This is a genomic window from Arthrobacter sp. Z1-15 (assembly GCF_054792395.1).
Genome location: NZ_CP096454.1, coordinates 2408865 through 2433879, shown reverse-complemented (window position 1 = coordinate 2433879; position 25015 = coordinate 2408865). Strand labels below are relative to the sequence as shown.

The following is a 25015-nucleotide window of genomic DNA, read 5'->3' as shown; positions in this document are numbered from 1 at the left end:
TGCGCGAAGTTGACGTGTCCCGGGGAGGGTACCCCGGACGCCTGCTGCGGGCTAGAGGCCCAGACGGGACTTTACCTCGGCGGCGGACGGATTGGTGGCGGAGGAGCCGTCCGGGAAGATGACGGTGGGCACTGTCTGGTTTCCGCCGTTGATCTCGGCGACCAGTTCCGCAGTGCCGTCCACGTCTTCGATGTTGACCTCGGTGTAGCCGATGCCGGCGGCGTCCAGCTGGGACTTCAAGCGACGGCAGTAGCCGCACCACGTGGTGGAGAACATGGTGATGGAACCGGCGTCGGGGGTAAAGGCTTCTGTTGTGGCGGCCATGGAAGGCTCCTTATCGTTCTGGACTGCAGGGACTGTGCGGTACAACCACGGCCGGCACGGTTCAATTCCCCGGGTGCCTCCCAAGCGTCTGCGGTCGGAACAAGGCAGACTGGAACCATGTGCGGACGTTACGTAATGGCGAAGACGACGGCGGACCTGGTGGCGGAGGCCGAAGCGGAGGCCGACGCGAACCTCGAGCTGCGCCGGTCCTGGAACGTGGCGCCGACGTCGGACGTTCCGGTGGTGCTCGAACGCTTCGTCGACGGATCTGCGCGGGCCGGCGCAGGCAGGCGCACCGTGCGCCAGGTGCATACGGCGAGGTGGGGGCTGGTACCCGGCTGGGCAAAGGACGCCTCCGCCGGAGCGCGTGCCTTTAACGCGCGCAGTGAGACGGTCCTGGAGAAGCCGACATTCCGAGACGCCGTCGCCGCCCGGCGCTGCGCAGTTCCGGTGCAGGGCTACTACGAGTGGAAAACCGGGCCGGGCCGGGCCAAGCGGCCGTTTTATGTCAGCCGGGCCGACGGCGCACTGACCTTCTTTGCGGGCCTGTACGAGTGGTGGCGGGACCCGGCCAAAGCACCGGGGGATCCCGGAAGCTGGCTGCTGTCCACGACGATCCTGACCGCCGCCGCCCCCGATCCCGCCGACACCCGCGGTGCCGGCCAGCCGCCGGTGCTGGCGGAGCTGGGCGAGCTGCATGACCGGATGCCGGTACCGCTGGCCCCGGAGTCAATGGCGGACTGGCTGAATCCGTCAGCGCCGGACCCTGCAGCCCTGGTGCGCCGGGTTGTCGACGAAGCCTACGGTGCCGCGTCTTGCTGGACCCTGGCCGAAGTGGGGCCGGCAGTGGGCAGCGTCCGCAACGACGGACCGCAGCTGCTGGCTGCAGCGGGCCCGGAAACAGTTGCCGAACCCGCACTTTTCTAGCGGACCGGCTTTTTAGCGGGACTGGCTCTCTGCTTCGGGCCTGGCTGCTTCGGGTTTGCCTGCTTCGGGTTCCGGCCCGTCGCCGACGGACTCAATCACTTCAATGGCGACGTTGCCGTGTTCATCAATGCGCAGGCCGGGGTTGTAGCAAACTTCCCAGCGGTAGCCGTCGGGATCGGTGAAGTAGCCGGAATAGCCGCCCCAGCTCATCTGGGTGCCGGGTGCCGAGATGGATCCTCCGGCCGCGGCGGCCTCGGCCAGGACTTCCTCCACCTCCGCGGGCGATCCCACGTTGTGTCCCAGGGTCACCGGAGCTGCCTGTGCTTCGCCCATGGGTCCGGCTTCGGCGGCCAGATGGTCGCGCCGGAAGAAGGCCAGCAGGAGCCCCGGGCCCACCTGGTAAAAAATGACTTCTTCGGGCACGTACTGTGCCGCTTTCCAGCCCAGCCGGGAGGAATAGAACGCGTAGGTTACTTCGAGATCCCGCACGCCGACGGTCATCACGGAAAGGGAAGGCTTCACCCTCCTGATCCTGCCACTGACGGAGCTAAAAGCTCTTGTTTTACGCAAGTGATCCGCACGTCGTGCTTCCCGGCAGCGGCCGGACGGTTGACGCGGCTGAACGGGGCGGGCTGTCATGGACGTATCACCGGGCACGATTCCTGCCGCACACGCGGCCGGTTCCCGCAGAGCCCGATGCCAGAGACCGCGGCGCTCTGCGCTGCGGCCAGGCTTCAAGGCGAGAGGCCCAGCTGTCCATGAACGATTCGGATTCGACACCCCGCCCTCCCGCCGGCAGCCACCGGGGACCCCGGCGGACCGGTGCTTCCGGCGGGCAGCAGGAACGCGGGGGCAGCGCTAAGCGCACCGGATGGGCACGAATCCTGATTCCGGTGGTGCTGGTTGTGCTCTGGCTCGGCGTCGGCGGTATCGGCGGCCCCTACTTCGGCAAAATCAGCGAAGTGGCCGACAACGACCAGACGTCCTACCTGCCGTCCAGTTCCGCTTCCACCCAGGTGGCCAACCTGCAGGAAAAATTTACTGACAGCAATGCCATTCCCGCGGTGATTGTCTACGTGAACGACGGCGGGCTTACCCAGCAGGACCGAAGCTTCATCGACGGCCGCGTCTCGGCGCTCTCGGACGTCGCCGGCGTCGCCGGCGGGATTTCACCCCCGCAGACCTCCTCCGACGGCAAAGCGGCAGAGATTTTCGTTCCGGTCAGGGACGACGACGGCGCGTCAGCCACCGTGGACAGCCTCCGTACCGTCAGTGTGGAGGGACTGCCGCCCGGGCTCTCGGGATACGTCACGGGGCCGGCCGGACAGCTTGCGGATATCAGTGAGGCCTTTGGCGGCATCGACACGTCGCTGCTGCTGGTGGCGGCGCTGGCGGTTTTTGTGATCCTGGTGGTTGTCTACCGGTCCCCGCTGCTGCCGATCCTGGTGCTGCTGACCTCGATCCTGGCGCTTTCCGCTGCAATCCTGGTGGTTTTCTTCCTCGCCAGGGCGGGCACCCTCACCCTTAACGGGCAGGTGCAGGGCATCCTGTTCATTCTCGGGATCGGCGCGGCCACCGATTATTCGCTGTTGTACGTCTCCCGCTACCGGGAATCGCTGCGGGACCACGAGGGCAGGTGGGATGCCACCCGGGCAGCTCTGAAAGGCACCTTCGAACCCGTGCTTGCCTCGGCCGCAACCGTGACCGCCGGTTTGCTGTGCCTGCTGCTCAGCGACCTGAACTCCAATAAGGCGCTGGGCCCGGTGGCGGCCATCGGCATCGGCTTTGCCTTCCTGGCAGCGATGACCCTGCTGCCGGCGCTCCTGCTGCTCACCGGACGAGCCGCGTTCTGGCCCCGGCGCCCGCAGTTCGGGTCTCCCCACCCGGACCGCGACGGCAATTCGCCCAAGGGCATCTGGCCGCGGGTGGCGCGGACCATCAAGGCCCATCCGCGGCGGGTATGGGTCATCCCCTCAGTGATCCTGCTGGCGGCAGCGGCGGGAATGCTGCAGCTGCGCGCTTCCGGCGTGCCGCAGAGCGACTTTGTCCTGGGCGAGACGTCCACGAAGGAGGGGCAGCAGGTCCTGGGGGAGCACTTTCCCTCCGGATCAGGCAGCCCGGCGCTGATTGTGGCTCCGGAAGGCGAGCTTGACGACGTCGCGCGCGCCGTCCTGAACGTCTCCGGCGTTCAGTCGCTGGCAGTGGACGCCACGGGAACCCCCGCAGGCACCCTGCCGGTCACGGCCGGGGGCGTCCAGTCCCCGCCCATACCGGGAAGTTCCTCGGCCGCGCCGAAGGTGGTGGAGGGAAAAGTCCTGCTGGAGGCCACGCTGAATGAATCAGCGGAGTCGGACGCCGCTGAACGGACAGTGCAGACCATGCGCGATGACGTGTCCGGCATCGACGGCGTGCTGATCGGCGGAGTCACGGCCACCACCATTGATACCAACGCCGCAGCCGTCCACGACCGGGACCTGATCATCCCCGTGGTGCTGGCGGTAATCCTGTTGCTGCTGATGCTCCTGCTCCGGTCGGTTCTGGCGCCGGTGCTGCTGATCCTGACCGTGCTGCTGTCCTTCGGCGCCACCCTTGGAGTCTCGGCCCTGATGTTCAACCACGTCTTCGACTTTCCCGGGGCGGATCCGGCCGTGCCGCTGTACGGATTCATCTTCCTGGTGGCCCTGGGCGTGGACTACAACATCTTCCTCATGACCCGCGTGCGTGAGGAGAGCCTGGTGCACGGCACCCATGAGGGGGTTATCCGGGGGCTGATGATCACCGGCAGTGTTATTACCAGCGCCGGAATTGTCCTGGCTGCCACCTTCGCGGCGCTGGGGGTGATTCCGGTGCTGTTCCTGGCGCAGCTGGCGTTCATCGTGGCCTTCGGCGTCCTGCTGGATACCCTCGTGGTGCGCTCACTGCTGGTTCCGGCCCTCTCCTATGACATTGGCCGCAGGATCTGGTGGCCTTCAAAACTGTCCCGGCCGCAGCCGGGACAGCACCGGCCGGGTGCGCCGGCTCATGCCGGTGCGGGCTTCACCGCTCGGGACGGCGGGGGAGGCGGCGGGCGCAGCGAGCGGGGCTGACAGCGCCGCGGACGCTAGTCTAGTGGCATGGAAACCCATGATCACCAACGATCCACGACCTGTCAGCTCGATGACGTACGCACCGCCATAGACGAGATTGACGAGGAAATTGTGGCGCTGATCTGGCGTCGTGAGCGCCTGGTGCGCCTGGCCGGGCCGCTGAAGGACAACGATGCCCAGGTCAAGGCTCCGGAGCGGGTGGAAGAGGTCCTGGAGCACGTCCGCACTGCCGCCGAAGCGCAGGACGGGGACCCCACGGTAGTGGAGGCAACGTACCGCGCCATGATCGACGCCTTCATCGAGTACGAGCTCAAGGTACGGCACGACGCCGAAACGCAGGCCAAGCTGGACGCCTTCGCCCGCAGTTAGCCGTACCGGGAGCATTCCGTACCGGGACAGCTGCCGCGCCGGTCACCACTCGGCGGCGGCTGAACCCAGCGGGCCCGCGGGAATGTCCCAGTACAGGCGCGGTTGCGGACCCGTGCCTTCGAACCGCACGGGAGGTGCCAGGCGCAGCCCGGGACCCCAGAACGTCTCTTCCACTGTCCGGGCAAATTGTGTCCTGCCCGGCGCTGTCCTGCCCGGGTCTGTCCTGCCCGGGACCGTGCCCGGGCACGCGCCCGGGGCCGCGCCCTGCAGCTCAGCGGCCACGCGTGCCAGCGAGAGCCGGGCCGAGGACGCCCTTCCGTCGAGCCGCTGCTGCCAGCCCCGCAGGGCAGCCGCAGCCGTGAGGTATCCGGTTGCATAATCCAGGGCCTGCACCGGCAGCGGCCGGGGAATGTCAGCTCCGAAATGCGCCATGCCGGCATGGGCGATCCCGGTGCTCATCTGCACGAGGGAATCGAACCCGCGCCTGCCCGCCCAGGGCCCGGACCACCCGTAGGCATTGAGTGAAACCTCCACGAGGCCCGGACGGATCTGCTGCAGCACGGGAGAATCAAGCCCCAGCCCGGCGAGCGCCCCGGCCCGGTAGCCGGAAACGAGGATGTCGGCGCCGGCGATCAGTTCCCGGATGCGCTGCGCACCGGACGCCGACTTCAGGTCCAGCCTGGCGCAGCGCTTGCCCGGAGTCAGCTCCGCCTCCGCCGCGGGTTCAGCCCAGCCGGGCGGGTCAATGCGCAGGACTGCGGCTCCCAGCCCGGCCAAAAACCGAGTGGCCACCGGTCCGGCGATAATCCGGGTCAGATCCAGCACCCGGACTCCGGCCAGCGGGCGCTCCGGCGGGGACCGCGGGCTCAGCGGAGGCGCCGAGACCGGATTGGTCCAGCCGATCAGGGGCTCTTTCCCCACTGCCGCTCCCGCGGGGTGCTCCGCCCATTCTTCGGGACTCCGCATCCGCGCCGCACATCCTCCGGCGGAGATGACGGCCGTCTCCAATGCCTGGCCCTCCCAACGGGCGACGGCGGCCGCCACGGTCCCGCGGCTAGGCACAGTCCCGCGGTTAGGCACGGTCCCGCGGCTAGGCGCCATATCTGCCGGAAGCCCGAGAACAGCCAGGGCCGCACGCCGGTGATGCGGCGCGTTGGTGTGCAGGCGGATCCAGCCGTCGGCGCACGGGTAGTCTCCGGCCAGCGCATCCCAGGGCGGCGGGACGGTCCATCCCTGCGGGGTGAAAGACTCCGCGAACCAGGCCAGGGACAGGTCCTGGTCAACCACCGACGCCGTGCTTCCGCCCAGCCGGCGGGACAGGTCGGCGGCGGCTCCGCCTGCCTGCTCCACCGCCCACCCGGCAAAGGCGCGCACGGGGAAGGCGGACTCGATGCTCATATTCGGCTCCTTTCTGCGTGCCACCGAGGCACCGGTGGGGTACGGTACTCACACGCTAAGGGGCTGCTGTCCTTGCGGACAACAACGGGAACAGGAACGGGAAGACGGTACGGGGCGGGCTTCGCACAGCAGCGGCCGCTGCCGGACCCGGAGTGCGGGGCAGACAGGTGCGGGGGAGAGCAAGGTATGCAAATGGAGCAGGAACAGCCGGTGCCGCAGGAACAGTGGCGGGCCGTTGCGGCGGCGCTCGCCGACGAACGCAGGCTGCGGCTGTACGCCCGGGTGATCACCGCCGCCGAACGCGGCACTCCGCTGGACGGGCAGGATTTGGAGCCCAAGGAACGCAAATCGCTGGCGGCCCTGCAGAAGGCCGGGCTGGTCTCCTCCGGGGCCTGCGACGTGCAGCCGGTGGGCGGCGTGTTTGCCAGGCTGCTGGCGAGCGGCAAGGAGCCGCCGGAGACTTCCGCGGGGAGGTTCCTTGTGAAGGGAAAAATCTCGGCCTATCCGCGGCGGCAGGCGGACCGGCTGGAGCTTCTCCACTTCATTGCCGGGCACGTCTTTGAGTCCGTCCCCGCACCGCCCGGAGAGCTGCCCGTACTCAACGAACGCGCCATCACCGAGCGGCTTGCAGAATATTCCGATGACCCCGCCGCCATCCGCCGCTATCTGGTGGATGAAGGCATCGTCTCCCGCAACCCTGAGGGTTCGCGCTACTGGCTGTCCGCTCCGCGGCCGGCGGACGGGTGGGAATTCGCCTAGTAGGCGGACTGCAGTCGGAGCAGGGGCACAACCGTTGACTCCCTTGCCGGAGCGGGCGTCTGATGGAAGGAGCCGCGGGGACTGCGCCGGCTTCGGAGCGCAGCAGGCGACGGCTTCACAGGGAGGCGTTCATGGCCGCCAAGTTCACGGCCCACGGCGCAGAAGCCACCCATCCCGGTGCCCGTGCAGCAACGGATCTCGGATCACCGGCGTCGTCGTACCGGCTCAGTGCACCGCCGGCCGTCCTCCATCCGCAGGCCGGGCCGGTACACCCGGAAACCCCGGTGGACCCTTCCCCGGCTTCCGGCACCGGCGGGCATCCTCCGGCCAGGCACAGCCAGGAAGCCCCGTCACCGCATTCCCGGCGTCAAATGGCGCTGGTTTTCACCGGGCTGATCCTGGCCGTCCTGATTTCGTCGCTGGACCAGACCATCGTGGCAACGGCTTTGCCCACGATCGTGGGGGACCTGCAGGGGCTTGACCACCTGTCCTGGGTCATCACCGCCTACCTGCTGACGTCCACAATCGGTCTGCCGATCTACGGCAAGCTGGGGGACCTGCTGGGACGCAAGAATATCTTCGTCTTTGCCATAGCCGTGTTCCTGGCCGGATCCGCGCTGTCCGGACAGGCCCACAGCATGGCGGAGCTGATCGGTTACCGTGCGCTGCAGGGCGTGGGCGGCGGCGGGCTGATCATCGGTGCCCAGGCCATCATCGGAGACGTGGTATCCGCCCGTGACCGCGGGAGGTACATGGGGCTGATCGGTGCCGCGTTTGGAGTGGCGTCAGTCAGCGGCCCGCTGATCGGCGGCTACCTGACCGAATACTGGTCGTGGCGGTGGGTGTTCTACATCAACCTTCCCCTGGGAGCGGTGGCACTGGCGGTGATCATCACATCGCTGCACCTTCCCGCGCGCACCGGACCGCGGCCCAAACTGGACTATTCCGGCGCGGCCCTTTTGGCCGTGACCAGCGCGGCCCTGGTCATGCTGACCAGCTGGGGCGGAACCACCTATGCCTGGACGTCCCCGACCATTCTGGGACTGGGGGCGCTGGCCTCCGTCGGGGTGGCTGCGTTCATCCCGGTGGAGCTGCGGGCCGCCGAGCCGATCCTGCCGCTGCGGCTGTTCGGCAACCGCAACTTCCTGGTCTGCACCCTGGTGGGCCTGTCCGTGGGGCTGGCGATGTTCGGCAGCATTTCCTACCTGCCCACCTTCCTGCAAATGGTCAACGGCGCTTCGGCCACTATGTCAGGGCTGATGATGCTGCCCATGACGGCGGGCCTGCTGATTACGTCGATCGGCACCGGGCAGCTGATTTCCCGGACCGGAAAGTACAAGATCTATCCCGTCCTGGGTGCGGCCGTCATGATCGTTGGTCTGCTGCTGCTCTCCCGGATCTCCAACACCACGCCGTACTGGTTCACCGCCGCGGGCATGTTTGTGCTGGGGCTGGGCATCGGTGCGCTGATGCAGAACCTGGTGCTGATTGTGCAGAACAGTGTTCCGGGCCGGGACATGGGCACCGGTGTTTCCTCCGCGAACTATTTCCGCCAGATGGGCGGCTCGCTGGGAATCGCTGTGTTCGGATCGGTCTTCATCAGGCGGCTCAATGACCAGGTGGCCGAGGACGCCCCGGTGCAGGCCGCCGGGGTACTCCGCAACGGGGTGAACTCCATCAGCCCTGCGGAACTGAAGACGCTGCCGGAGCCGGTGCGGGAGTTTATTGCCCGGGCCTTCGGCGAGGCCCTGCCTCCGATTTTCCTGCTGGGCATTCCGGCCCTGGGCGCGGGCCTGGTCCTGGCCCTTTTCATCAAGCAGATTCCGCTCTCCGAGACTGCGAGGGTGCAGCCGGGGACGGCGGCGAAATGAACCGGCGGTGTTTGTCAGGAGCGCACCGTACACTGGTGTTATTCGAACATGTGTTCGAAGATGGTGATCTGGTAATTGATCCGGACAGGTGGTGTCCGGAGTCTGCAATCCGCTGCGGTGCAGCGGGCTGATCATGGATGCAGGCTCAACTCTGCAGTCCGCATCGGCGGGAGAGGGAACTGAAGTGGGTGTCTTCAGCGAAGCAGTAGAGGTGGTGTGTTCTCCGGGCGGACAGCCGCTGCGGTTGTCCTGGAAGGGGCGCACGTACAAGGTGGCCGCTGATCCGGTGCGCTGGTATGAACGCCGGAACTGGTGGGACGAAGAACCGCGGGCCGAGCGCGGACACGGCGCGGGGCTGGTGGATTCGGAGATCTGGCGCATCCAGGCCCGGCTGAACTCCAGCTCGCCGCTGCGGACCCTGGACATCTCCCATGACATCTCCACCGGTCGCTGGCGCCTGATCCGCATCCATGACGCCCTGCGGGAAAGTGCCTAAGCCACCCCATGAGCTTTACCCATCTGCACACCGCCAGCGCCTTCAGCGCCCATTACGGAGTGTCCTGGCCGCAGGACCTCGCCGCGGCCGCCGCCGCCGACGGCGCCGACGCCCTGGCCTGCACCGACCGGGACGGGCTGTACGGAACCGTCAAGCATCTGCGGGCCTGCATGGACGCCGGAATCGATCCCGTTGTGGGCGTGGACCTGGCGGTGCTCGGCGAGCCGGACAGAGACGGCAGCCCCGCCGTGACCGGGCGGGTGGTGGTCCTGGCCCACGGACACCGCGGCGGTGCGGGGTACCGAGCGTTGTGCCGGCTGATTTCCGACGCTCACGCGGGCACATCCGCATCAGCGGCACGCAGGGGCAGCAAGCCGGTCGGTGTCACGCTGCAGCAGCTGGCCGCCCGCGCGGCGGGGGACGGCGCGGGGGACAGCGGGGGACCCGGCCCGGTCCTGACCGTGCTGGTGGGCCCCTATTCCGACGTCGGAATCGCCATGCGCAGCCGCAGCTACGCCGTCGCCCGCACGCTCTTCTCCCGCTGGCTGGAGGTGCTGCCCCGCACGGCGCTCGCCGTGGAGGTGGTAACCCACCTCAGCGCGCCGGGAGGAAACCTCAGCCTCGCCCATGCTGTCCGCATGTTCCGGCTGGCCGATGAAATGCGGCTGCCGGCCATCCTGACCAACGCCGTTCGCTATGTCGATGCCGACGGCGCCGCCACCGCCGATGTCCTTGACGCCGCCCGCGCGCTGACGTCCATGGCCCGGCTCGGGGACCTGCAGCCCAACGGGCAGGGCTGGCTGAAAAGCGCAGATCAGATGAAGGCGCTGGCCCGGGAAATCAGCGCCGAGGCCGGTTACGGGGGTGCAGGGGCGGCGCGTCTGCTCCGCGACACCGAGGCGCTCGCCGATACCTGCCGGATGGATCCGCAGGCGGACATGGGATGGAAGCAGCCGGTGGTCCCGGAAGCCTCGGTCATCGGCATCACCAGCGCCCCCATGGCCGAGCTGGTGCGCCGCTGCGAAGCGGGAATCGGGCGCAGGTTTCCGTCCCGGGAGCTCGGCGGCTCCGCGGAAGCGCGGATGCGGACCCGGCTGGCCCATGAGCTGGGCATCATAGAGCGGCTTGGCTTTGCCTCCTATTTCCTGACCGTCGCAGAGGTTTCCTCGATGATCACCGGCATGGGGGTGCGCGCCGCGGCCCGGGGATCCGGAGCCTCCTCGCTGGTGAATTATCTGCTGGGAGTCAGCCACGTCAATCCGCTGGCCCATGACCTGATCTTCGAGCGTTTCCTCTCGCAGGACCGCTCAACACTGCCGGACATCGACATTGACGTCGAAAGCGCGCAGCGGCACAAGGTCTACCACCGCATCTTCGAACGCTTCGGCGCTGAACGGGTGACGCTGATGAGCATGCAGAACGGCTACCGCGCCCGCGGTGCGGTGCGCGACGCCGGCATGGCGCTGGGTCTGGCCGAGGAGGACATTGGGGCAGTGGCCAAACAGCTGTGGCGCTTTTCGGCCCGGAAATTCCGGGAGGCGCTCGCGGAAAAGCCCGAGCTGCGGGAGGTGGCCGAACGGGTGGAAGGCAACCGGCAGCTGGATTTGCTGGTGGACCTGACTGAACGCCTGGACCGGCTGCCCCGGCACATTTCGATGCATCCGTGCGGAGTGATCCTGGGAGACGCCTCCCTGCTGGACCGCACTCCGGTGCAGCCATCCGGCCTGGGCCTGCCCATGTCCCAGTTCGACAAACACGATATGGACCCCATGGGCATGCTCAAGCTCGATGTGCTGGGCGTGCGGATGCAAAGTGCCATGGCCTACGCCCTGCAGGAGGTCCGGCGGCTGCATCCGTCCAAGGCGGACACCGTTGCCGCCGGCGCCCATCCGCCCGGACCCGACGGACTGGGCCCGGACTATGTGCACGAGGACGGCTCCATAAACCTCGACGCCGTGCCGCTGGACGACAAACCCACCTATGACCTGATCTGCAGCACGCACACGCTGGGCTGTTTCCAGATTGAGTCCCCGGGTCAGCGGGAACTGATCGGCAAGCTCGCCCCGCGCGAGTTTAATGACCTGATCATCGACATCTCCCTGTTCCGCCCGGGACCGATGAAATCCGACATGGTCCGTCCGTTCCTGGAGCACCGGCACGGCTTCTCGCCGGAGGTGTATCCGCACGAAGCCCTGCGCCCGGTCCTGGCGGAAACGCACGGGGTAACGGTGTTCCATGAGCAGGTGCTGCGCACCTTCGACGTGTTTACCGGCTGCGGCCTGGCCAAAGCGGATGAACTGCGCCGGCTGCTGGGAAATGAAGACGCCGAAGGATCCGTGGAGGACTACTTCCGGACCGAAGCAGGTAAGCGCGGGTATTCGGCGGAGGTCATCGACAAGGTCTGGGACACGCTGAAGGCCTTTGGCAGCTTTGGTTTCTGCAAGGCGCACGGAGCCGCTTTTGCCGTTCCCACCTACCAGTCCGCCTGGCTGAAGGCCCATCACCCCGAGGCATTCCTGGCCGGCATCTTCGAACACGATCCGGGCATGTATCCGCGCCGGCTGCTGGTGGCCGAGGCCCGGCGGATGGGTATACCCATCCTGCCGCTGGACATCAACCGCAGCGGTGAACAGTACCGGGTGGAGCGGGTGCCGGCGGTCCCGGCGTCGCCCGGGCATCCGGCCCGGCCGGAAAAACTGGGAATCCGGCTGAGCCTTGCCGGAATTTACGGGCTGTCCGCAGCGGAACTGCGGCGCATCACCGGCGGCCAACCCTATGATTCACTGGCTGACCTGCGGGCCCGCGCCCGGGTTGGACGCAGGACCCTGATCCGCCTGGCCTCCCTGGGAGCCTTTGATTCCCTCGCCAGGGACACAGGCTCGGCAGCCTCCCGCGCGGATCTGCTGCACCATCTGGATACGTCACCGCCCCGTCCTGCCGGGCGGAAGTACGACCCCATCCCCGGCCAGCTGGCACTGCCGCTGGGGGACACCGAACTGGAGAACCTGCAGCCGGACCTGCCCGAACCCACGCTGCGCGAGAAGGTGCGCACCGAACTGGACCTCCTGTCAGTGGACGTCAGCGCCCACCTGATCGACAGCTACGGCCCGCTGCTCACGGACCTTGGGGTGACCAAGGCCCGGGAGCTGATGGATCTGCGCAACGGATCCGAGGTGCTGGTGGCCGGCATCAGGGTGGCCACCCAAACACCGCCGATGCGCGGCGGGCGGCGGGTGGTGTTCATCAGCCTTGACGACGGCACCGGCTGCGTGGACTGCACCTTCTTCACCGAAGCCCAGGAAAAGACCGGCCCGCTGCTCTTCGGCACCCAGCTGATGCTCGTCCGCGGCCTGACCCGCCGCACCGGACCGCGCGGCATCAGCATGCAGGCGCTGGAGGCATGGGACCTTAACGACACGGCCTCCCTGCCCCGCCTCCAGCGCGGCAGGTTGGTGGGGCCCAACTCCAGCGGATAACATCGAAGGGGCGCAGAAGGAGCCGGTCACGTCCTGACCGGTCCAGGACGCCGTACAACGAAATCTAGGAGACAACCGTGTCAGTGCCAGAGAAGTTCACCCTCATCGTCGACGGCGAAGAGACCACGGTGGATACTGGCACCACAGGTGCTCAGCTGTTCTTTGACCGCCGCGACGTCGTCGTCATGCGCGTTGGCGGGGTCCTGAAGGACCTCGACACAGAGCTCTCCGAGGGTGATTCCGTGGAGTCCGTCACCATTGACTCCGAAGACGGGCTCAACGTCCTGCGCCACTCCACCGCGCACGTTATGGCCCAGGCCGTGCAGCAGCTGCGCCCGGATGCCAAGCTCGGCATCGGCCCGTACATCAAGGACGGCTTCTACTTCGACTTCGACGTCGCCGAGCCGTTCACCCCGGAGGACCTGAAGACCCTCGAGAAGATGATGCAGAAGATCATCAACTCGAACCAGAAATTCGCCCGCCGCGTGGTCACCGAAGAAGAAGCCCGCGAAGCCATGGCCAACGAGCCGTACAAGCTGGAACTGCTGGGCACGAAGGACGGCGCCGAGGAAGCCGGCGAAGGTGCGAACATCGAGGTCGGCGCCGGCGAGATCACCATTTACGACAACGTGGACCGCAAATCCGGCGACACGGTCTGGTGCGACCTGTGCCGCGGCCCGCACTTGCCGAACACCAAGCTGATCTCCAACGCCTTCGCGCTGACCCGCTCCGCCGCCGCCTACTGGCTCGGCGACCAGAAGAACCAGCAGCTGCAGCGCATCTACGGCACCGCCTGGCCCACCAAGGATGCACTGAAGGCCTACCAGGAGCGCCTGGCCGAGGCCGAGCGCCGCGACCACCGCAAGCTGGGCACCGAACTGGACCTGTTCTCCTTCCCGGACGAACTGGGTTCGGGCCTGCCGGTGTTCCACCCCAAGGGCGGCATCATCCGCAAGGCCATGGAGGACTACTCCCGCCAGCGCCACACCGAGGCCGGCTACGAGTTCGTCTACACCCCGCACATCACCAAGGGCCACCTGTACGAGGTTTCCGGCCACCTGGACTGGTACCGCGACGGCATGTTCCCTCCCATGCACGTGGACGAGGTCACTGATCCGGAAACCGGCGCGGTCATCAAGCCCGGCCAGGACTACTACCTGAAGCCGATGAACTGCCCCATGCACAACCTGATCTTCCGCTCCCGCGGACGGTCCTACCGCGAACTGCCGCTGCGGCTGTTTGAATTCGGTTCCGTGTACCGCTACGAGAAGTCCGGCGTGATCCACGGCCTGACGCGCGTGCGGGGCATGACCCAGGACGACGCCCACATCTACTGCACCCGCGAGCAGATGAAGGACGAGCTGACCAGCACGCTGCAGTTTGTGCTGGACCTGCTCAAGGACTACGGCCTGGACGACTTCTACCTGGAACTCTCCACCAAGGACCCCGAAAAGTACGTCGGTTCCGACGAGGTCTGGGAAGAAGCCACCGCCACCCTGGCCGAGGTTGCCGAAGCTTCCGGCCTGGACCTGGTTCCGGATCCGGGCGGCGCCGCCTTCTACGGCCCGAAGATTTCCGTCCAGGCGCGCGACGCCATCGGCCGCACCTGGCAGATGTCCACCATCCAGCTGGACTTCAACCTGCCCGAGCGCTTTGAACTGGAATACCAGGCCGCCGACGGCACCCGCCAGCGTCCGGTCATGATCCACCGTGCCCTGTTCGGTTCCGTGGAACGCTTCATGGCCGTGCTCACCGAGCACTACGCCGGCGCGTTCCCGGCCTGGCTGGCACCGGTCCAGGTGGTCGGCATCCCCGTGGCCGAGGCTTTCAACGACTACATGTTCGACGTGGTCGACAAGCTCAAGGCCGAAGGCATCCGCGCCCAGGTGGACACCGGCACCGACCGCTTCCCGAAGAAGATCCGCACCGCGTCCAAGGACAAGATTCCGTTTGTCCTGATTGCCGGGGGTGACGACGCCGATGCCGGCGCCGTGTCCTTCCGCTTCCGCGACGGCAGCCAGGACAACGGCGTGCCGGTTGAAGAAGCAGTGAAGCGGATTGTCGAAGCTGTGCGCAACCGGGACAAGTAAGCGGAACTGAACAGGACGGGCGGGGAGCGCAGGAGTGCAGATGGAAAGCAGCAGCCAGGATGACGGCGGCAGTCCCTATCCGGGAGATGCCGGCGTTACGGATTCTTTCGAGCTTCCCGGGGTGCCGGATTCCTTTGCACGCCTGTGGACCCCGCACCGCCTCGCCTACATCAAGGGCGGACAGGAACAGGTTTCCTCGGAGCACAACTGCCCGTTCTGCGCGGCACCTTCACGGACGGACGAAGAGTCCCTGATCGTGCACCGCGGCAGGCATGCCTTTGTCATCCTGAACCTGTTCCCGTACAACGCCGGGCACCTGCTCGTCTGCCCGTACCGGCACGTTCCGGACTACACGGACATTGACGAGCAGGAAACAGCTGAGATTGCCTCCCTGACGCAGACCGCCATGCGCGTGCTGCGGAAGGTGTCCAACCCCAGCGGTTTCAACCTCGGCATGAACCAGGGCGTCACCGGGGGAGCGGGAATTGCCGCCCACCTGCACCAGCACATTGTGCCGCGCTGGGGCGGAGACGGGAACTTCCTGCCGATCATTGCCCAGACCAAGGCCATCACCCAGACACTGGGCGACGTCCGCCGGCAGGTGGCCGACGCCTGGCCGCAGGCCGCCGACTCCGCAGCAAGCGAGGACTGAGCGGTGCTGAATAAATACGCGCGGGGCTTCTTCACGGGCCTGTTCACGCCGCTGGCCGCCTGGCTGCTGAAACGGGGCGTCACCCCCGACGCCGTGACCATCCTTGGCACCCTGGGCGTGATGGTCGGCGGGCTGGTGTTCTACCCGCTGGGCGAGCTGTTCTGGGGAACCCTGTTCATCACGGCGTTTATCTTCTCCGATGTTATTGACGGCATCATGGCACGCCAGCAGGAACGCACCGGAAAATGGGGCGGTTTCCTGGACTCCACCCTGGACCGCTTTGCCGACGGCGCCCTGTTTGCCGGCGTCAGCATCTGGTTCTTCACCGGCGGCGGCAACGACGCGATCGGCATCGCCGCCATCATCTGCCTGGTCCTGGGGATGCTGGTCTCCTACATCCGCGCCAAGGCGGAATCCCTCGGGTTCACTGCCAACGTCGGAATCGCCGAACGCGCCGAACGGCTGGTGTCCCTGCTGGTTGCCACCGGTCTGGTGGGACTGGGCGTCCCCGAAGTGCTGCTGCTCGTGGTGCTGGCGGCGTTGTCCGCGGCCAGCTGCGTGACCATTGCGCAGCGGATGCGCACCGTTCACCGGCAGGCCACCTGAGCGCAGCGGCGCCCCGGCCGCTGCAAATTATGGTCATAAGGCCCGACACCGGAAGTAAACCGGTGCCGGGCCTTCGGCTTTCCGGGGGCAAGCCGTCTACGCTGGGACGGTACAGTTCCTGAACCCCCGCGACGATGAGAGCTTTTTCATGAATACCCCTGATTCCCAGCCCACCTCCGTGTCCGGTGTATCCGCCGGTTCCCCCTCTCCCGTGACCGGCAGCAGCCGGGTCAAGCGAGGCATTGCCGAAATGCTTAAGGGCGGGGTGATCATGGATGTGGTGACCGCCGAGCAGGCCCGGATTGCCGAAGACGCCGGAGCCGTGGCGGTCATGGCCCTTGAGCGGGTCCCCGCAGACATCCGCGCCCAGGGCGGGGTATCCCGCATGAGCGACCCCGACATGATCGACAGCATTATCGACGCCGTGTCCATCCCGGTCATGGCCAAGGCCCGGATCGGCCACTTCGTGGAAGCCCAGGTCCTCCAGTCACTCGGCGTCGACTACATCGATGAGTCCGAGGTGCTGACCCCGGCCGACTACACCAACCACATCGACAAGTGGAAGTTCACCGTCCCGTTTGTCTGCGGTGCCACCAATCTGGGCGAAGCGCTGCGCCGCATCAACGAAGGTGCCGCCATGATCCGTTCCAAGGGCGAAGCCGGCACGGGCGATGTCTCCAACGCAACCATGCACATGCGTGCCATCCGCTCCGAAGTGGCCCGCCTGTCCTCCCTGCCCGAGGACGAGCTCTACGTCGCGGCCAAGGAACTGCAGGCTCCGTACGAGCTCGTGAAGGAGGTTGCTGCTGCCGGGAAACTGCCGGTGGTGCTCTTCACCGCCGGCGGCATTGCCACGCCGGCGGACGCCGCCATGATGATGCAGCTTGGCGCCGACGGTGTGTTTGTGGGATCGGGAATCTTCAAGTCCGGAAACCCCGCCCAGCGTGCCGCGGCCATCGTGAAGGCTACGACCTTCTTTGACGACGCCGATGAAGTTGCCAAGGCATCACGCGGACTGGGCGAAGCCATGGTGGGCATCAACGTGGACGAACTCCCGCAGCCGCACCGGTTGTCCGAGCGCGGCTGGTAAGAGCGGAACCTGCGCTCCGACCCGCGCTGATTCCCCGCATCGGCAGGGAATCAGCGCAGGTCGAGCGTGAGCTGCTGGCCGCGGCCAATCAGCTCAAAGCCCCGTGCTGTACACAGCTCGGCGCCCAGGGGAGCGGCGTTGATGGCCAGCCGGTCGGCACCGGCGGCGGCTGCGACGGCGGCGGCCCGGCTCAGCAGTGCCGTTCCGTAACCCCGGCGCCGGCTGGAGGGCCCCACGGCCAAACCGAAAACGCCGCCGAGCGAACCGGACGCCGGCTTTCTGCGGGCGGGCGGTTCCTCCGGAGCTGCCCGTCCCGCTGCCGGGCGATCCGCGGCTGCGGCCGTACGGTCCCGCTGCCTTCGCTGTTCTGCTTCTTCCCTGAGCCGGCGCTGTTCCTGCTGTGCCTGCTGCGAGGGGACAAACACCCACGCCCGGCCGGTTAGCGTTCCTTCACTGCGGGTGGTCACATGCCAGCCGGTGCGGGGATGGCCCCGTCCGGCTGCCAGCTCCTCGGCGTCGGGGCCTGAGACTTCTGCAGGCTCGGGGTCGACGGCAGCAGGTGCTGCGCTGTACTGCATTGGTGCGGAAACGGGGGCGCTCATCCACATCGGCTGCGGGCCCCGCCGGAAACCGAACGCTTCCAGCGGAGCGTAGCTCACCGCGTTGTTCAGCCACACGGACACGCTCTGGGCGCCCAGCCGCATGCCCTCGGCCAGGCCCGGCCGGATCCCGGCCGGAGCGATCCGCTGCGGATACAGCAGCACCAGCTGCCGGCGTGCCGGCAGCCAGACCCACTCCGATTCATGCGTGGAGAAGGTCCGGCCCCCGGTGGCGCCGGCCAGGCTCTTCAGCCAGTCCTGGTGAAGCTCCTGGCATGCGGCAATAGTGACCATGAAGGATCAGTCCAGCCCGCGGCGGTGGAGCAGCGGTTCGATCGCCGCTTCGCGGCCGCGGAAGTTCCGGAAGGCCTCAAGCGGATCGATGCTGTTGCCCCGGGAGAGCAGCTCGCGCCGGAACCGCTCTCCGTTTTCGCGGGTGAGTCCGCCGTTGTCCTTGAACCACTCGACCGTGTCCGCGTCCAGGACCTCGCTCCAGATGTAGGCGTAGTACGCGGCTGCGTAGCCGCCGGCAAAAATGTGCTTGAAATAGCCGGTCCGGTACCGCGGCGGCACCAGGTCCAGGGCCACACCCGCCCGGGCCAGGGCATCGGCCTCGAACTGCTGCGGGTCGGCGACTGCCTCCCCGGGGGAGAGTTCGTGCCAGGCCAGGTCCAGCAGGGCGGCGCCGAGGTATTCGGTGGTGCCGAACCCCTCGCCCCAGGTTGACGCAGCTTCGATCCGGTCAATAATTTCCCCGGGCAGCGGCTCGCCGGTGACGTGGTGCCTGGCGAAGTTGGCCACCACCTCCGGCCACAGCATCCACATCTCGTTGACCTGCGAGGGGTACTCGACAAAGTCCCGGGGCACAGCGGTGCCCGAGAACTGCGGGTAGGTGACATCGGAGAACAAGCCGTGCAGGGCGTGGCCGAATTCATGGAACGCGGTCACCACCTCGTCGAAGGACAGCAGGGTCGGTTCACCGGCCGGCGGCTTGGGAATGTTCAGGTTATTGATGACCACCGCCTGGGTTCCCAGCAGGGCGGACTGGTGCACGAGGGAATTCATCCAGGCGCCGCCGGCCTTGGTGTCGCGGGTGTAGTAGTCACCCAGGAACAGGCCCAGGGCCGAGCCGTCCTCGTTTTTCACTTCCCAGACGCGTACGTCCGGATGGTAACCGGACAGATCCGGACGCTCCGTGAAGCTAATGCCGTAGAGCCGGTTGGCGGCGTAGAAGACACCGTCCGCCAGGACGCGCTCCAGTTCGAAGTACGGGCGCAGCGCGGAGCGGTCCACGCTGAACTTTTCGCGCCGTACCTGCTCCGAGTAATAGGACCAGTCCCAGGCGGCCAGCTCTTCGATGCCGTCCCGGCGGGCGGCGGCCCGCAGCAGTTCAGCTTCGGCGTTGGCGTTGCGGACCGCCGGCGGCGCCAGCTTTCCGAGCATGGCGTGGATGGCATCCAGGGACGGAGCGGTCTGGTTGTCGGTGGCGAACTCCGCGTGGCTGGCGAACCCCAGCAGGGCAGCGCGCTCGGCCCGGAGCGCCGCCATTTCGGCGGCGATGGCGAGCGTGTTGTCGTCATTGGCGCGGAAGCCGCGGTTCAGCGAAGCCTCAAGGAGGCGCCGGCGCGTTTCCCTGCTGGTCAGCGAGGCCAGAGCCGGCTGCGAGGTCGGCAGGATCAGCGGGAGCAGGTAGCTGCCCTCGGAACCGGCCTCTGCGGCGGCTGCGGCGGCAGAGGCAATGTCATCTGCGGACAGGCCGTCCAGGTCGGCCGCATCGGTCAGCAGCAGCGCCGAAGCGTTGGTGTCCCGAAGCAGCTTCTGGGCGTAGTCGGTCCCCAGGACGGACAACCGGGAATTCAGTTCGCGCATGCGCGCCTGGCCGTCGTCGTCGAGCCGGGCTCCGGCGCGGATGAAACTGCGGCGGTACTCGTCCACCAGCCGGGCGGACTCGGCGTCGAGCCCTTCCACCGAAACGGCTTCAACCCGCGCCCAGAGGGCCTTGTTCAAATGGATGCTGTCCTCGTGGGCAGCCAGCTGCGGGCCCACTTCCTGCTGGATGGCCTGAACCTGGTCCGTGGCATCCGCTGCGGTCAGGGTGAAAAAGGCGTAGGCCGTCCGCGCCAGTGTCTGTCCGGCAAGCTCCATCGCGGCGATCGTGTTGCCGAAATCCGGGGCCTGCGGATCCCTGGTAATGGCGTCGATTTCGGCAAGGTGTTCCTCGAAACCCGCCTTGAAGGCCGGCAGGTAGTCATCCGGGCTGATCTGTTCAAACGGCGGCAGCTGGTAAGGCAGCGGACTGGTACTCAGGAAAGGGTTGCTCATAAGCGTCAAGACTCGCACATGCAAAGTGAGGCGAACAACAGAAACGCCGTCGTAGGCTTGGCGCAGCTGCACCGGGCGGCGAAAGGACGGACGGTAACAATCATGGGTGCACGCAGGTTCGGATTCACGGCGGTCCTGGCACTGGCGCTTGCAGCCGGTGCGGTGGGCTGCTCCCCGGAATCCGGCCCGGATGCGGAGCCCACGGCGTCCATGTCACCGCGCGCGGCTGAGCTTCCGGTCCCGGAAAATACGTCCGGGCCGTCGTCGGCTGCTTCTGCGCAGCCGGTTCCCGAGCCGACTCCGGGACTGGGCCCGGGGTGTGCCGCCGTACGGTGTTTTTCCCTGATGGTGGCCGGTGACCTGCTGGTGCATCCGCAGCTGTGGACCCAGGCCGAAGCCGACGCCGCGGTGTCGGGGCGGGTGTCGATGGACTTCGGGCCGCTCCTGGAAGGCAAGCGCGCTTACCTGGACCGCGCCGACGCGGGCATCTGCCACATGGAGACGCCGGTGGCGGCCGCGGAGGGGCCGTACACCGGATATCCGCTCTTCAATGTGCCGCCCCAGATCCTCTCTGCCGCCAGGGACGCGGGATACGACGCCTGCACCACGGCCAGCAACCACACGGTGGATGCCGGGACCGAGGGACTGAACCGCACGCTGGCCGAGCTGGACGCCCTCGGACTGGCTCACACCGGTTCCTACGCCTCGGAAGCTGAAGCGGCGGTACCGATGATCCTGCAGACCCCGGCGGCGAAGGTGTCGGTGATCGAAGCAACCTACGGGCTGAACGGAATGACCGCCGAGTTTGACTGGCAGGTGGACCTGCTGGATCCGGCGGACATGATAGCCCGGGCACAGGCTGCGCGGGCCGCGGGCGCCGACGTTGTGGTGGGCGCCGTCCATGCCGGCGACGAATATGCCTCGGTGCCCAACGCCCAGCAGATGGAAACGGCGCACGCCCTGGCCGACAGCGGCGAGTTCGACTTCATCTACGGGCACCACAGCCACTCCGTGCTGCCGATCGAAAACTACAACGGCACCTGGATCGCGTACGGGCTGGGCAACTCCGTCACTGAGCTCTCGCCCTGGTACGACGTAAACAACGAGGGACTGATCCTGCGCGCCCAGTTCGGCCAGGACGACGGCGGCGCCTGGAGCGTCACGGACCTGGCCTGGGCGCCGTCGGTAATCGTCCGGGACCCTTACCGCTGGTGCTCCGTCGCGGCTGACCTGCCGCAGGGCGCCTGCGCCCCCGAGGCCCAGCAGGCCGCGGTCCGGGCGCGCACCATCGAGGTGGTCGAGTCGATGGGCGCGGCCGAAGCCGGCGCCCGCGAGTGGCTGGTGAGCGCCGAGAACTAAGTGCGGCTAGCGGGGGCGCTGGCCGGCGTGCTGCCGGGCCAGCTCGGAGAGCCGGGCCAGCTCGTCCAGGTCGCCGGGGGAGGGGGGAGCGGGCTCGAAGCTGCCGAACTTGCGCGTCACGGCATGCTGAATCAGGAAATCGGCAATGGCCGGGTTCTTGGGCAGCAATGAACCGTGCAGGTAGCTGGCCACCACGTTGCGGTAGCGGGCGCCCTCGTAATTGTCCTTGGAGTTGTTGCCCTCGCCCTTGCGGACCTCGGCCAGCGGCTTCACGCCCGGGCCCAGGAAGGTCTGGCCGGAATGGTTCTCGTAGCCGTGGATCTCGCCGAACTCCTCGCTGACGGAGAGCACGTTGCCGATCAGCCGCTCCGTTCCGCCGTGCGTTTCCAGGTCCAGCAGCCCGATGCCCGGAATGACCGTGCCGGTGTGTGTCTTGAAGAACCGGCCGAACAGCTGGTACAGCCCGCAGATCGCCAGCATCGGAACGTCATCCTCAGCCAGAGCCCGCAGCGTGGGGGCCAGCGACTGGAGGTCCTCCTGGATGACCACCTGCCCGCTGTCCTGTCCGCCGCCTCCCACCAGGAGATCGACGTCGGCGGGGAAATCATCACCCACGTTGTATTCCAGGACGTTTGCGGTGTAGCCGTTCCATTTCAGGCGCTGTTTCAGAACCAGGACGTTGCCCCAGTCGCCGTAAATGTTCATTTCCCGCGGGTACAGCTGCAGGATGTTGATGCTCCGGTTGCCGGCTGCGATTCGGTCCTCGCTCATGAGACCACCTCTACTGTCGTGATCTTGGATAGTTCGCGCCGCACGGCCAGCATGGCCGTGTAGGTGCAGAAAATGCGCATGGGACGCTGGCCGGAGCCGGAGATGAAGGCCTTCAGCGCATCGGTGATGTCCGGGTTGATGTCCGCCACCGGAACGTCGTCGTACTTCAGCCGCAGCGCCATGTCGTAGGCGCGCGCGCCGGTGACCATGTTCACGCCGTTTTCGGCCAGCGTCTCGAAGTCGACGTCCCACAGCCAGGACATGTCGCGCCCGTCGGCATAGTTGTCGTTGATGGCGATCATGGTCGAGTAGCCGTGGGCGGCAAAGGACTTCAGCCCGAGCCGGAAGCCGCTGGGATTCTTCACCAGCACCAGCTCCAGCGGCTGCCCGTTGACCACCAGGGACTCGCCGCGCCCGAACGCCGGCTCCACGTTGGACAGCGCCGTAAACAGGGCGTCGCTGTTGGCCGAAGGCCCGGCGATGACGCGGGCCAGGGCCAGTGCGGCCGCAGCGTTGAAAATGTTGTAGACCCCGCGCAGCTTCACCCCCGTGGTCACCACGGTGTCGTCGACGCGGAAGTCGGCGTCGGTTTCGGCCACGCGTTCGAGCACGACGTCGGCCGGCAGCACCGCTGCCAGCGCCTCCGCCTTGGAACCGCGCATCTCGTCGTCGTTCGGGAAGGTGCTGCGCAGGGACGCGTCCAACCCGAAGTAGCGCACTTCCTGCTTGTCCAGGGAAGCGGCAATCGAGGCGACGCGCGGATCCTCGCGGTTTAGGACCACGGTGCCGGTGGTGGCCTTGGCAATGGCCTCGAGCAGCCGGGTGGTCTTGTCGATCTCACCGAAGCGGTCCAGCTGGTCACGGAGCACATTCAGCAACAGCGAATACCGCGGCTGGATCAGCTTCACGAAGTGCACGGCATGCGCTTCGTCCAGCTCCAGGACCGCGACGTCGGCATCGAGGCGGCCGCGCCAGTCCACCTCGCCGAGCAGGGCCGCGGCGACGCCGCGGGTGAAATTGCTGCCGGTGCGGTTGGTGAACACCTTCAGGCCCTGGGATTCGAGCAGTTCCACCACCATTTTGGTGGTGGTTGTTTTCCCGTTGGTGCCCGAAACCACGGCGACGCCCAGCGGAAGGTCGGCCAGCGTGCGGCGGATGAAATCGGGATCGATTTTCTCCACCACCAGGCCGGGCAGTGCGGAGCCGCCGCCGCGCAGTTTGGAGGCACTGCGGACCAGCTTGCCTGTCAGGACGGAGAAAGAACTCATGGTTTATGAATATATCGTAAGGAGCCCCTGCGACCCTTGCCGGTGCGCGGCCGCAGGGATGCTGCATCGTAGACTGGCCTGATGACTGAAGCCGGCGCGTCTCCTTTCCGCCCGCCCGGGCGTCCCCTGCGGGTCGGTGTCCTGGCGCTGCAGGGCGGTGTCCGCGAACACGCGGCAAGCCTGGAAGCGGCGGGAGCGGCCGCTGTTCCCGTGCGCCGCCCCGGGGAGCTCGCCGGCCTGGACGGGCTGGTGCTGCCCGGCGGGGAATCCACCACCATGGACAAGCTCATGCGGGCCTTTGGCGTTTATGCCCCGCTGCAGGAGCGGATCCGGGCCGGGTTGCCGGTGTACGGCTCCTGCGCCGGAATGATCCTGCTGGCGGACCATCTTTCTGATCCGGCCCGCGACCTTTCGGGGGCGCCCCAGCAGACGCTGGGCGGGCTGGACATCGAGGTCCGGCGCAATGCCTTCGGCCGCCAGCGGGAGTCCTTCGAAACCCTCCTGGAGTTCCGCGGCCTTGCGACCCTGCCGTCCGCAGACCCGGCCGGGCAGTCCCCGCCGGTCCACGCCGTCTTTATCCGTGCGCCGTGGGTGGAAAAGGTTGGTGATTCAGTGGAAGTGCTGGCCCGGGTTCCGCCGCCGGAGCGGGGTCATGCGTCTGCTGACGATTTCGTCGCTAGAATTGTGGCAGTGCGTTCGGGAAATCTGCTGGCCACCTCGTTCCATCCGGAGGTAACGGGGGAGAGCCGCGTTCACGAACTTTTTATCCAGATGATCAGAGGAGAAGCGTAGAGCATGTCGGGCCACTCTAAATGGGCAACCACTAAGCACAAGAAGGCAGTCATTGACGCCAAGCGTGCAAAGTCGTTCGCCAAGCTGATCAAGAACATCGAAGTTGCGGCCCGCGCCGGAGGCGCAGACATGGCCGGAAACCCCGGCCTTGAACTCGCCGTCGCCAAGGCGAAAAAGACCTCGGTCCCCATCGACAACATCAACCGCGCCGTCAAGCGCGGTGCCGGCCTCCTGGGCGAAGCCGTCGATTACCAGACCATCATGTACGAAGGCTACGGCCCGCAGGGCACCGCCCTGCTGATCGAGTGCCTGACGGACAACAAGAACCGTGCCGCCTCGGAAGTTCGCCTTGCGGTCACCCGCAACGGCGGCAACATGGGCGATCCCGGCTCGGTGGCCTACATGTTCACCCGCAAGGGCGTCGTCACCCTGCCCAAGAAGGACCTCACCGAGGACGACCTCCTGATGGCCGTGCTAGACGCAGGCGCCGACGAGGTCAAGGAATCCGGAGACAATTTCGAGATCATCTCGGAAGCGGCGGACCTGCGTGCCGTTGTCGCCGCGCTGGAGGATGCCGACATCGAGTACGAGAGCGACGAAGCCGAATTCCTGCCGTCCATGCACGTGGAGCTGGACGCGGACAGCGCCCGGAAGTTCCTGAAGCTTGTGGACGCGGTGGAAGACCTGGACGACGTCCAGAACGTCTACTCCAATGCCGACATCCCCGCAGAGGTCTTCGCCCAGCTCGAAGACGACTGAT

Annotated in this window: 21 protein-coding genes; 14 read left to right on the top strand and 7 right to left on the bottom strand. The window is 67.0% G+C overall.

Annotation, left to right across the window (positions count from 1 at the left end):
- Window positions 1-51: 51 nt before the first annotated feature.
- Window positions 52-324 carry a mycoredoxin gene (locus tag M1D40_RS11100; RefSeq protein WP_341394928.1) on the bottom strand — a complete coding sequence of 91 codons (273 nt, stop codon included), beginning with the start codon at window positions 322-324 and terminating at the stop codon, window positions 52-54.
- A 135-nt stretch (window positions 325-459) separates the two neighbouring features.
- On the opposite strand from M1D40_RS11100, the gene M1D40_RS11095 reads away from it, so the two are divergent.
- The gene (locus tag M1D40_RS11095; RefSeq protein ID WP_461168858.1) at window positions 460-1251 is read left to right on the top strand and encodes an SOS response-associated peptidase; all 792 of its coding nucleotides are present in this window, start codon (window positions 460-462) and stop codon (window positions 1249-1251) included.
- Between the two features lie 12 nt (window positions 1252-1263).
- Here M1D40_RS11095 and M1D40_RS11090 read toward each other — a convergent pair whose 3' ends face one another.
- A complete protein-coding gene (locus M1D40_RS11090; RefSeq protein ID WP_461168857.1) occupies window positions 1264-1773 on the bottom strand; it encodes a VOC family protein in 510 nt (169 codons plus the stop codon).
- A gap of 236 nt (window positions 1774-2009) precedes the next feature.
- Here M1D40_RS11090 and M1D40_RS11085 point away from each other — a divergent pair, with 236 nt between their 5' ends.
- Both M1D40_RS11085 and M1D40_RS11080 read left to right on the top strand, forming a co-directional pair.
- Entirely contained in the window at window positions 2010-4337 is a 2328-nt protein-coding gene (locus tag M1D40_RS11085) for an MMPL family transporter (protein WP_341394931.1), read from the top strand.
- Window positions 4338-4364: 27 nt separating this feature from the next.
- Window positions 4365-4706, top strand: a complete 342-nt coding sequence (locus tag M1D40_RS11080; protein ID WP_341394932.1) for a chorismate mutase — start codon at window positions 4365-4367, stop codon at window positions 4704-4706.
- Window positions 4707-4748: 42 nt separating this feature from the next.
- Here the strand turns inward: M1D40_RS11080 and M1D40_RS11075 are convergent, their stop codons facing one another.
- Window positions 4749-6104, bottom strand: coding sequence for a CoA transferase (locus tag M1D40_RS11075; RefSeq protein ID WP_461168856.1), 1356 nt, complete (start codon window positions 6102-6104; stop codon window positions 4749-4751).
- A 192-nt stretch (window positions 6105-6296) separates the two neighbouring features.
- Here M1D40_RS11075 and M1D40_RS11070 point away from each other — a divergent pair, with 192 nt between their 5' ends.
- The 8 genes from M1D40_RS11070 to pdxS all read left to right on the top strand — a co-directional run bounded on the left by M1D40_RS11070 (window position 6297) and on the right by pdxS (window position 17144).
- The gene (locus tag M1D40_RS11070; protein ID WP_341394934.1) at window positions 6297-6863 is read left to right on the top strand and encodes a DUF2087 domain-containing protein; all 567 of its coding nucleotides are present in this window, start codon (window positions 6297-6299) and stop codon (window positions 6861-6863) included.
- A gap of 131 nt (window positions 6864-6994) precedes the next feature.
- Complete coding sequence (locus tag M1D40_RS11065; RefSeq protein WP_461168855.1) at window positions 6995-8734, top strand: MDR family MFS transporter; 1740 nt, start codon at window positions 6995-6997, stop codon at window positions 8732-8734.
- Window positions 8735-8867: 133 nt separating this feature from the next.
- Window positions 8868-9230 (top strand): DUF6504 family protein, encoded by a 363-nt coding sequence (locus tag M1D40_RS11060; RefSeq protein ID WP_461168854.1) that lies wholly within the window; start codon window positions 8868-8870, stop codon window positions 9228-9230.
- Window positions 9231-9238: 8 nt separating this feature from the next.
- On the top strand, window positions 9239-12706 hold the full coding sequence (locus M1D40_RS11055) for a DNA polymerase III subunit alpha (protein WP_461168853.1): 3468 nt from the start codon (window positions 9239-9241) through the stop codon (window positions 12704-12706).
- Window positions 12707-12783: 77 nt separating this feature from the next.
- On the top strand, window positions 12784-14796 hold the full coding sequence (thrS, locus tag M1D40_RS11050; protein WP_341394938.1) for a threonine--tRNA ligase: 2013 nt from the start codon (window positions 12784-12786) through the stop codon (window positions 14794-14796).
- A 40-nt stretch (window positions 14797-14836) separates the two neighbouring features.
- The gene (locus M1D40_RS11045) at window positions 14837-15448 is read left to right on the top strand and encodes an HIT family protein (RefSeq protein ID WP_341394939.1); all 612 of its coding nucleotides are present in this window, start codon (window positions 14837-14839) and stop codon (window positions 15446-15448) included.
- A gap of 3 nt (window positions 15449-15451) precedes the next feature.
- Window positions 15452-16054 carry a phosphatidylinositol phosphate synthase gene (gene pgsA, locus M1D40_RS11040; protein ID WP_341394940.1) on the top strand — a complete coding sequence of 201 codons (603 nt, stop codon included), beginning with the start codon at window positions 15452-15454 and terminating at the stop codon, window positions 16052-16054.
- A gap of 250 nt (window positions 16055-16304) precedes the next feature.
- Window positions 16305-17144: a pyridoxal 5'-phosphate synthase lyase subunit PdxS gene (gene pdxS, locus M1D40_RS11035; RefSeq protein ID WP_342025311.1), complete on the top strand. Its 840-nt coding sequence runs from the start codon at window positions 16305-16307 to the stop codon at window positions 17142-17144.
- Between the two features lie 50 nt (window positions 17145-17194).
- Here pdxS and M1D40_RS11030 read toward each other — a convergent pair whose 3' ends face one another.
- Together M1D40_RS11030 and M1D40_RS11025 are read right to left on the bottom strand one after the other, a co-directional pair.
- Complete coding sequence (locus M1D40_RS11030; protein WP_461168852.1) at window positions 17195-18037, bottom strand: GNAT family N-acetyltransferase; 843 nt, start codon at window positions 18035-18037, stop codon at window positions 17195-17197.
- Window positions 18038-18043: 6 nt separating this feature from the next.
- On the bottom strand, window positions 18044-20065 hold the full coding sequence (locus tag M1D40_RS11025; RefSeq protein ID WP_461168851.1) for a M3 family metallopeptidase: 2022 nt from the start codon (window positions 20063-20065) through the stop codon (window positions 18044-18046).
- A 102-nt stretch (window positions 20066-20167) separates the two neighbouring features.
- Between M1D40_RS11025 and M1D40_RS11020 the strand changes: the two genes are divergently transcribed.
- Window positions 20168-21424: a CapA family protein gene (locus tag M1D40_RS11020; RefSeq protein WP_461171053.1), complete on the top strand. Its 1257-nt coding sequence runs from the start codon at window positions 20168-20170 to the stop codon at window positions 21422-21424.
- 6 nt (window positions 21425-21430) lie between these two features.
- Here M1D40_RS11020 and M1D40_RS11015 read toward each other — a convergent pair whose 3' ends face one another.
- Together M1D40_RS11015 and M1D40_RS11010 are read right to left on the bottom strand one after the other, a co-directional pair.
- Window positions 21431-22195, bottom strand: a complete 765-nt coding sequence (locus M1D40_RS11015) for a type 1 glutamine amidotransferase (RefSeq protein WP_461168850.1) — start codon at window positions 22193-22195, stop codon at window positions 21431-21433.
- The gene (locus tag M1D40_RS11010; RefSeq protein WP_461168849.1) at window positions 22192-23463 is read right to left on the bottom strand and encodes a MurT ligase domain-containing protein; all 1272 of its coding nucleotides are present in this window, start codon (window positions 23461-23463) and stop codon (window positions 22192-22194) included. Before M1D40_RS11010 ends, M1D40_RS11015 begins: the two co-directional genes overlap by 4 nt.
- An 81-nt stretch (window positions 23464-23544) precedes the next feature.
- Between M1D40_RS11010 and pdxT the strand changes: the two genes are divergently transcribed.
- Window positions 23545-24255, top strand: coding sequence for a pyridoxal 5'-phosphate synthase glutaminase subunit PdxT (pdxT, locus tag M1D40_RS11005; protein ID WP_461168848.1), 711 nt, complete (start codon window positions 23545-23547; stop codon window positions 24253-24255).
- 3 nt (window positions 24256-24258) lie between these two features.
- A complete protein-coding gene (locus M1D40_RS11000; RefSeq protein WP_461168847.1) occupies window positions 24259-25014 on the top strand; it encodes a YebC/PmpR family DNA-binding transcriptional regulator in 756 nt (251 codons plus the stop codon).
- Window position 25015: the final 1 nt, after the last annotated feature.

What these genes read in the sequence shown, in the direction of transcription:
- M1D40_RS11100 (WP_341394928.1), bottom strand. Translation starts at nt 324, where the DNA reads ATGGCCGCCACAACAGAAGCCTTTACCCCCGACGCCGGTTCCATCACC.
- M1D40_RS11095 (WP_461168858.1), top strand. Translation starts at nt 460, where the DNA reads ATGGCGAAGACGACGGCGGACCTGGTGGCGGAGGCCGAAGCGGAGGCC.
- M1D40_RS11085 (WP_341394931.1), top strand. Translation starts at nt 2,010, where the DNA reads ATGAACGATTCGGATTCGACACCCCGCCCTCCCGCCGGCAGCCACCGG.
- M1D40_RS11080 (WP_341394932.1), top strand. Translation starts at nt 4,365, where the DNA reads ATGGAAACCCATGATCACCAACGATCCACGACCTGTCAGCTCGATGAC.
- M1D40_RS11075 (WP_461168856.1), bottom strand. Translation starts at nt 6,104, where the DNA reads ATGAGCATCGAGTCCGCCTTCCCCGTGCGCGCCTTTGCCGGGTGGGCG.
- M1D40_RS11070 (WP_341394934.1), top strand. Translation starts at nt 6,297, where the DNA reads ATGGAGCAGGAACAGCCGGTGCCGCAGGAACAGTGGCGGGCCGTTGCG.
- M1D40_RS11065 (WP_461168855.1), top strand. Translation starts at nt 6,995, where the DNA reads ATGGCCGCCAAGTTCACGGCCCACGGCGCAGAAGCCACCCATCCCGGT.
- M1D40_RS11060 (WP_461168854.1), top strand. Translation starts at nt 8,868, where the DNA reads ATGGATGCAGGCTCAACTCTGCAGTCCGCATCGGCGGGAGAGGGAACT.
- M1D40_RS11055 (WP_461168853.1), top strand. Translation starts at nt 9,239, where the DNA reads ATGAGCTTTACCCATCTGCACACCGCCAGCGCCTTCAGCGCCCATTAC.
- M1D40_RS11045 (WP_341394939.1), top strand. Translation starts at nt 14,837, where the DNA reads ATGGAAAGCAGCAGCCAGGATGACGGCGGCAGTCCCTATCCGGGAGAT.
- pdxS (WP_342025311.1), top strand. Translation starts at nt 16,305, where the DNA reads ATGCTTAAGGGCGGGGTGATCATGGATGTGGTGACCGCCGAGCAGGCC.
- M1D40_RS11030 (WP_461168852.1), bottom strand. Translation starts at nt 18,037, where the DNA reads ATGGTCACTATTGCCGCATGCCAGGAGCTTCACCAGGACTGGCTGAAG.
- M1D40_RS11025 (WP_461168851.1), bottom strand. Translation starts at nt 20,065, where the DNA reads ATGAGCAACCCTTTCCTGAGTACCAGTCCGCTGCCTTACCAGCTGCCG.
- M1D40_RS11020 (WP_461171053.1), top strand. Translation starts at nt 20,168, where the DNA reads ATGGGTGCACGCAGGTTCGGATTCACGGCGGTCCTGGCACTGGCGCTT.
- M1D40_RS11015 (WP_461168850.1), bottom strand. Translation starts at nt 22,195, where the DNA reads ATGAGCGAGGACCGAATCGCAGCCGGCAACCGGAGCATCAACATCCTG.
- M1D40_RS11010 (WP_461168849.1), bottom strand. Translation starts at nt 23,463, where the DNA reads ATGAGTTCTTTCTCCGTCCTGACAGGCAAGCTGGTCCGCAGTGCCTCC.
- pdxT (WP_461168848.1), top strand. Translation starts at nt 23,545, where the DNA reads ATGACTGAAGCCGGCGCGTCTCCTTTCCGCCCGCCCGGGCGTCCCCTG.
- M1D40_RS11000 (WP_461168847.1), top strand. Translation starts at nt 24,259, where the DNA reads ATGTCGGGCCACTCTAAATGGGCAACCACTAAGCACAAGAAGGCAGTC.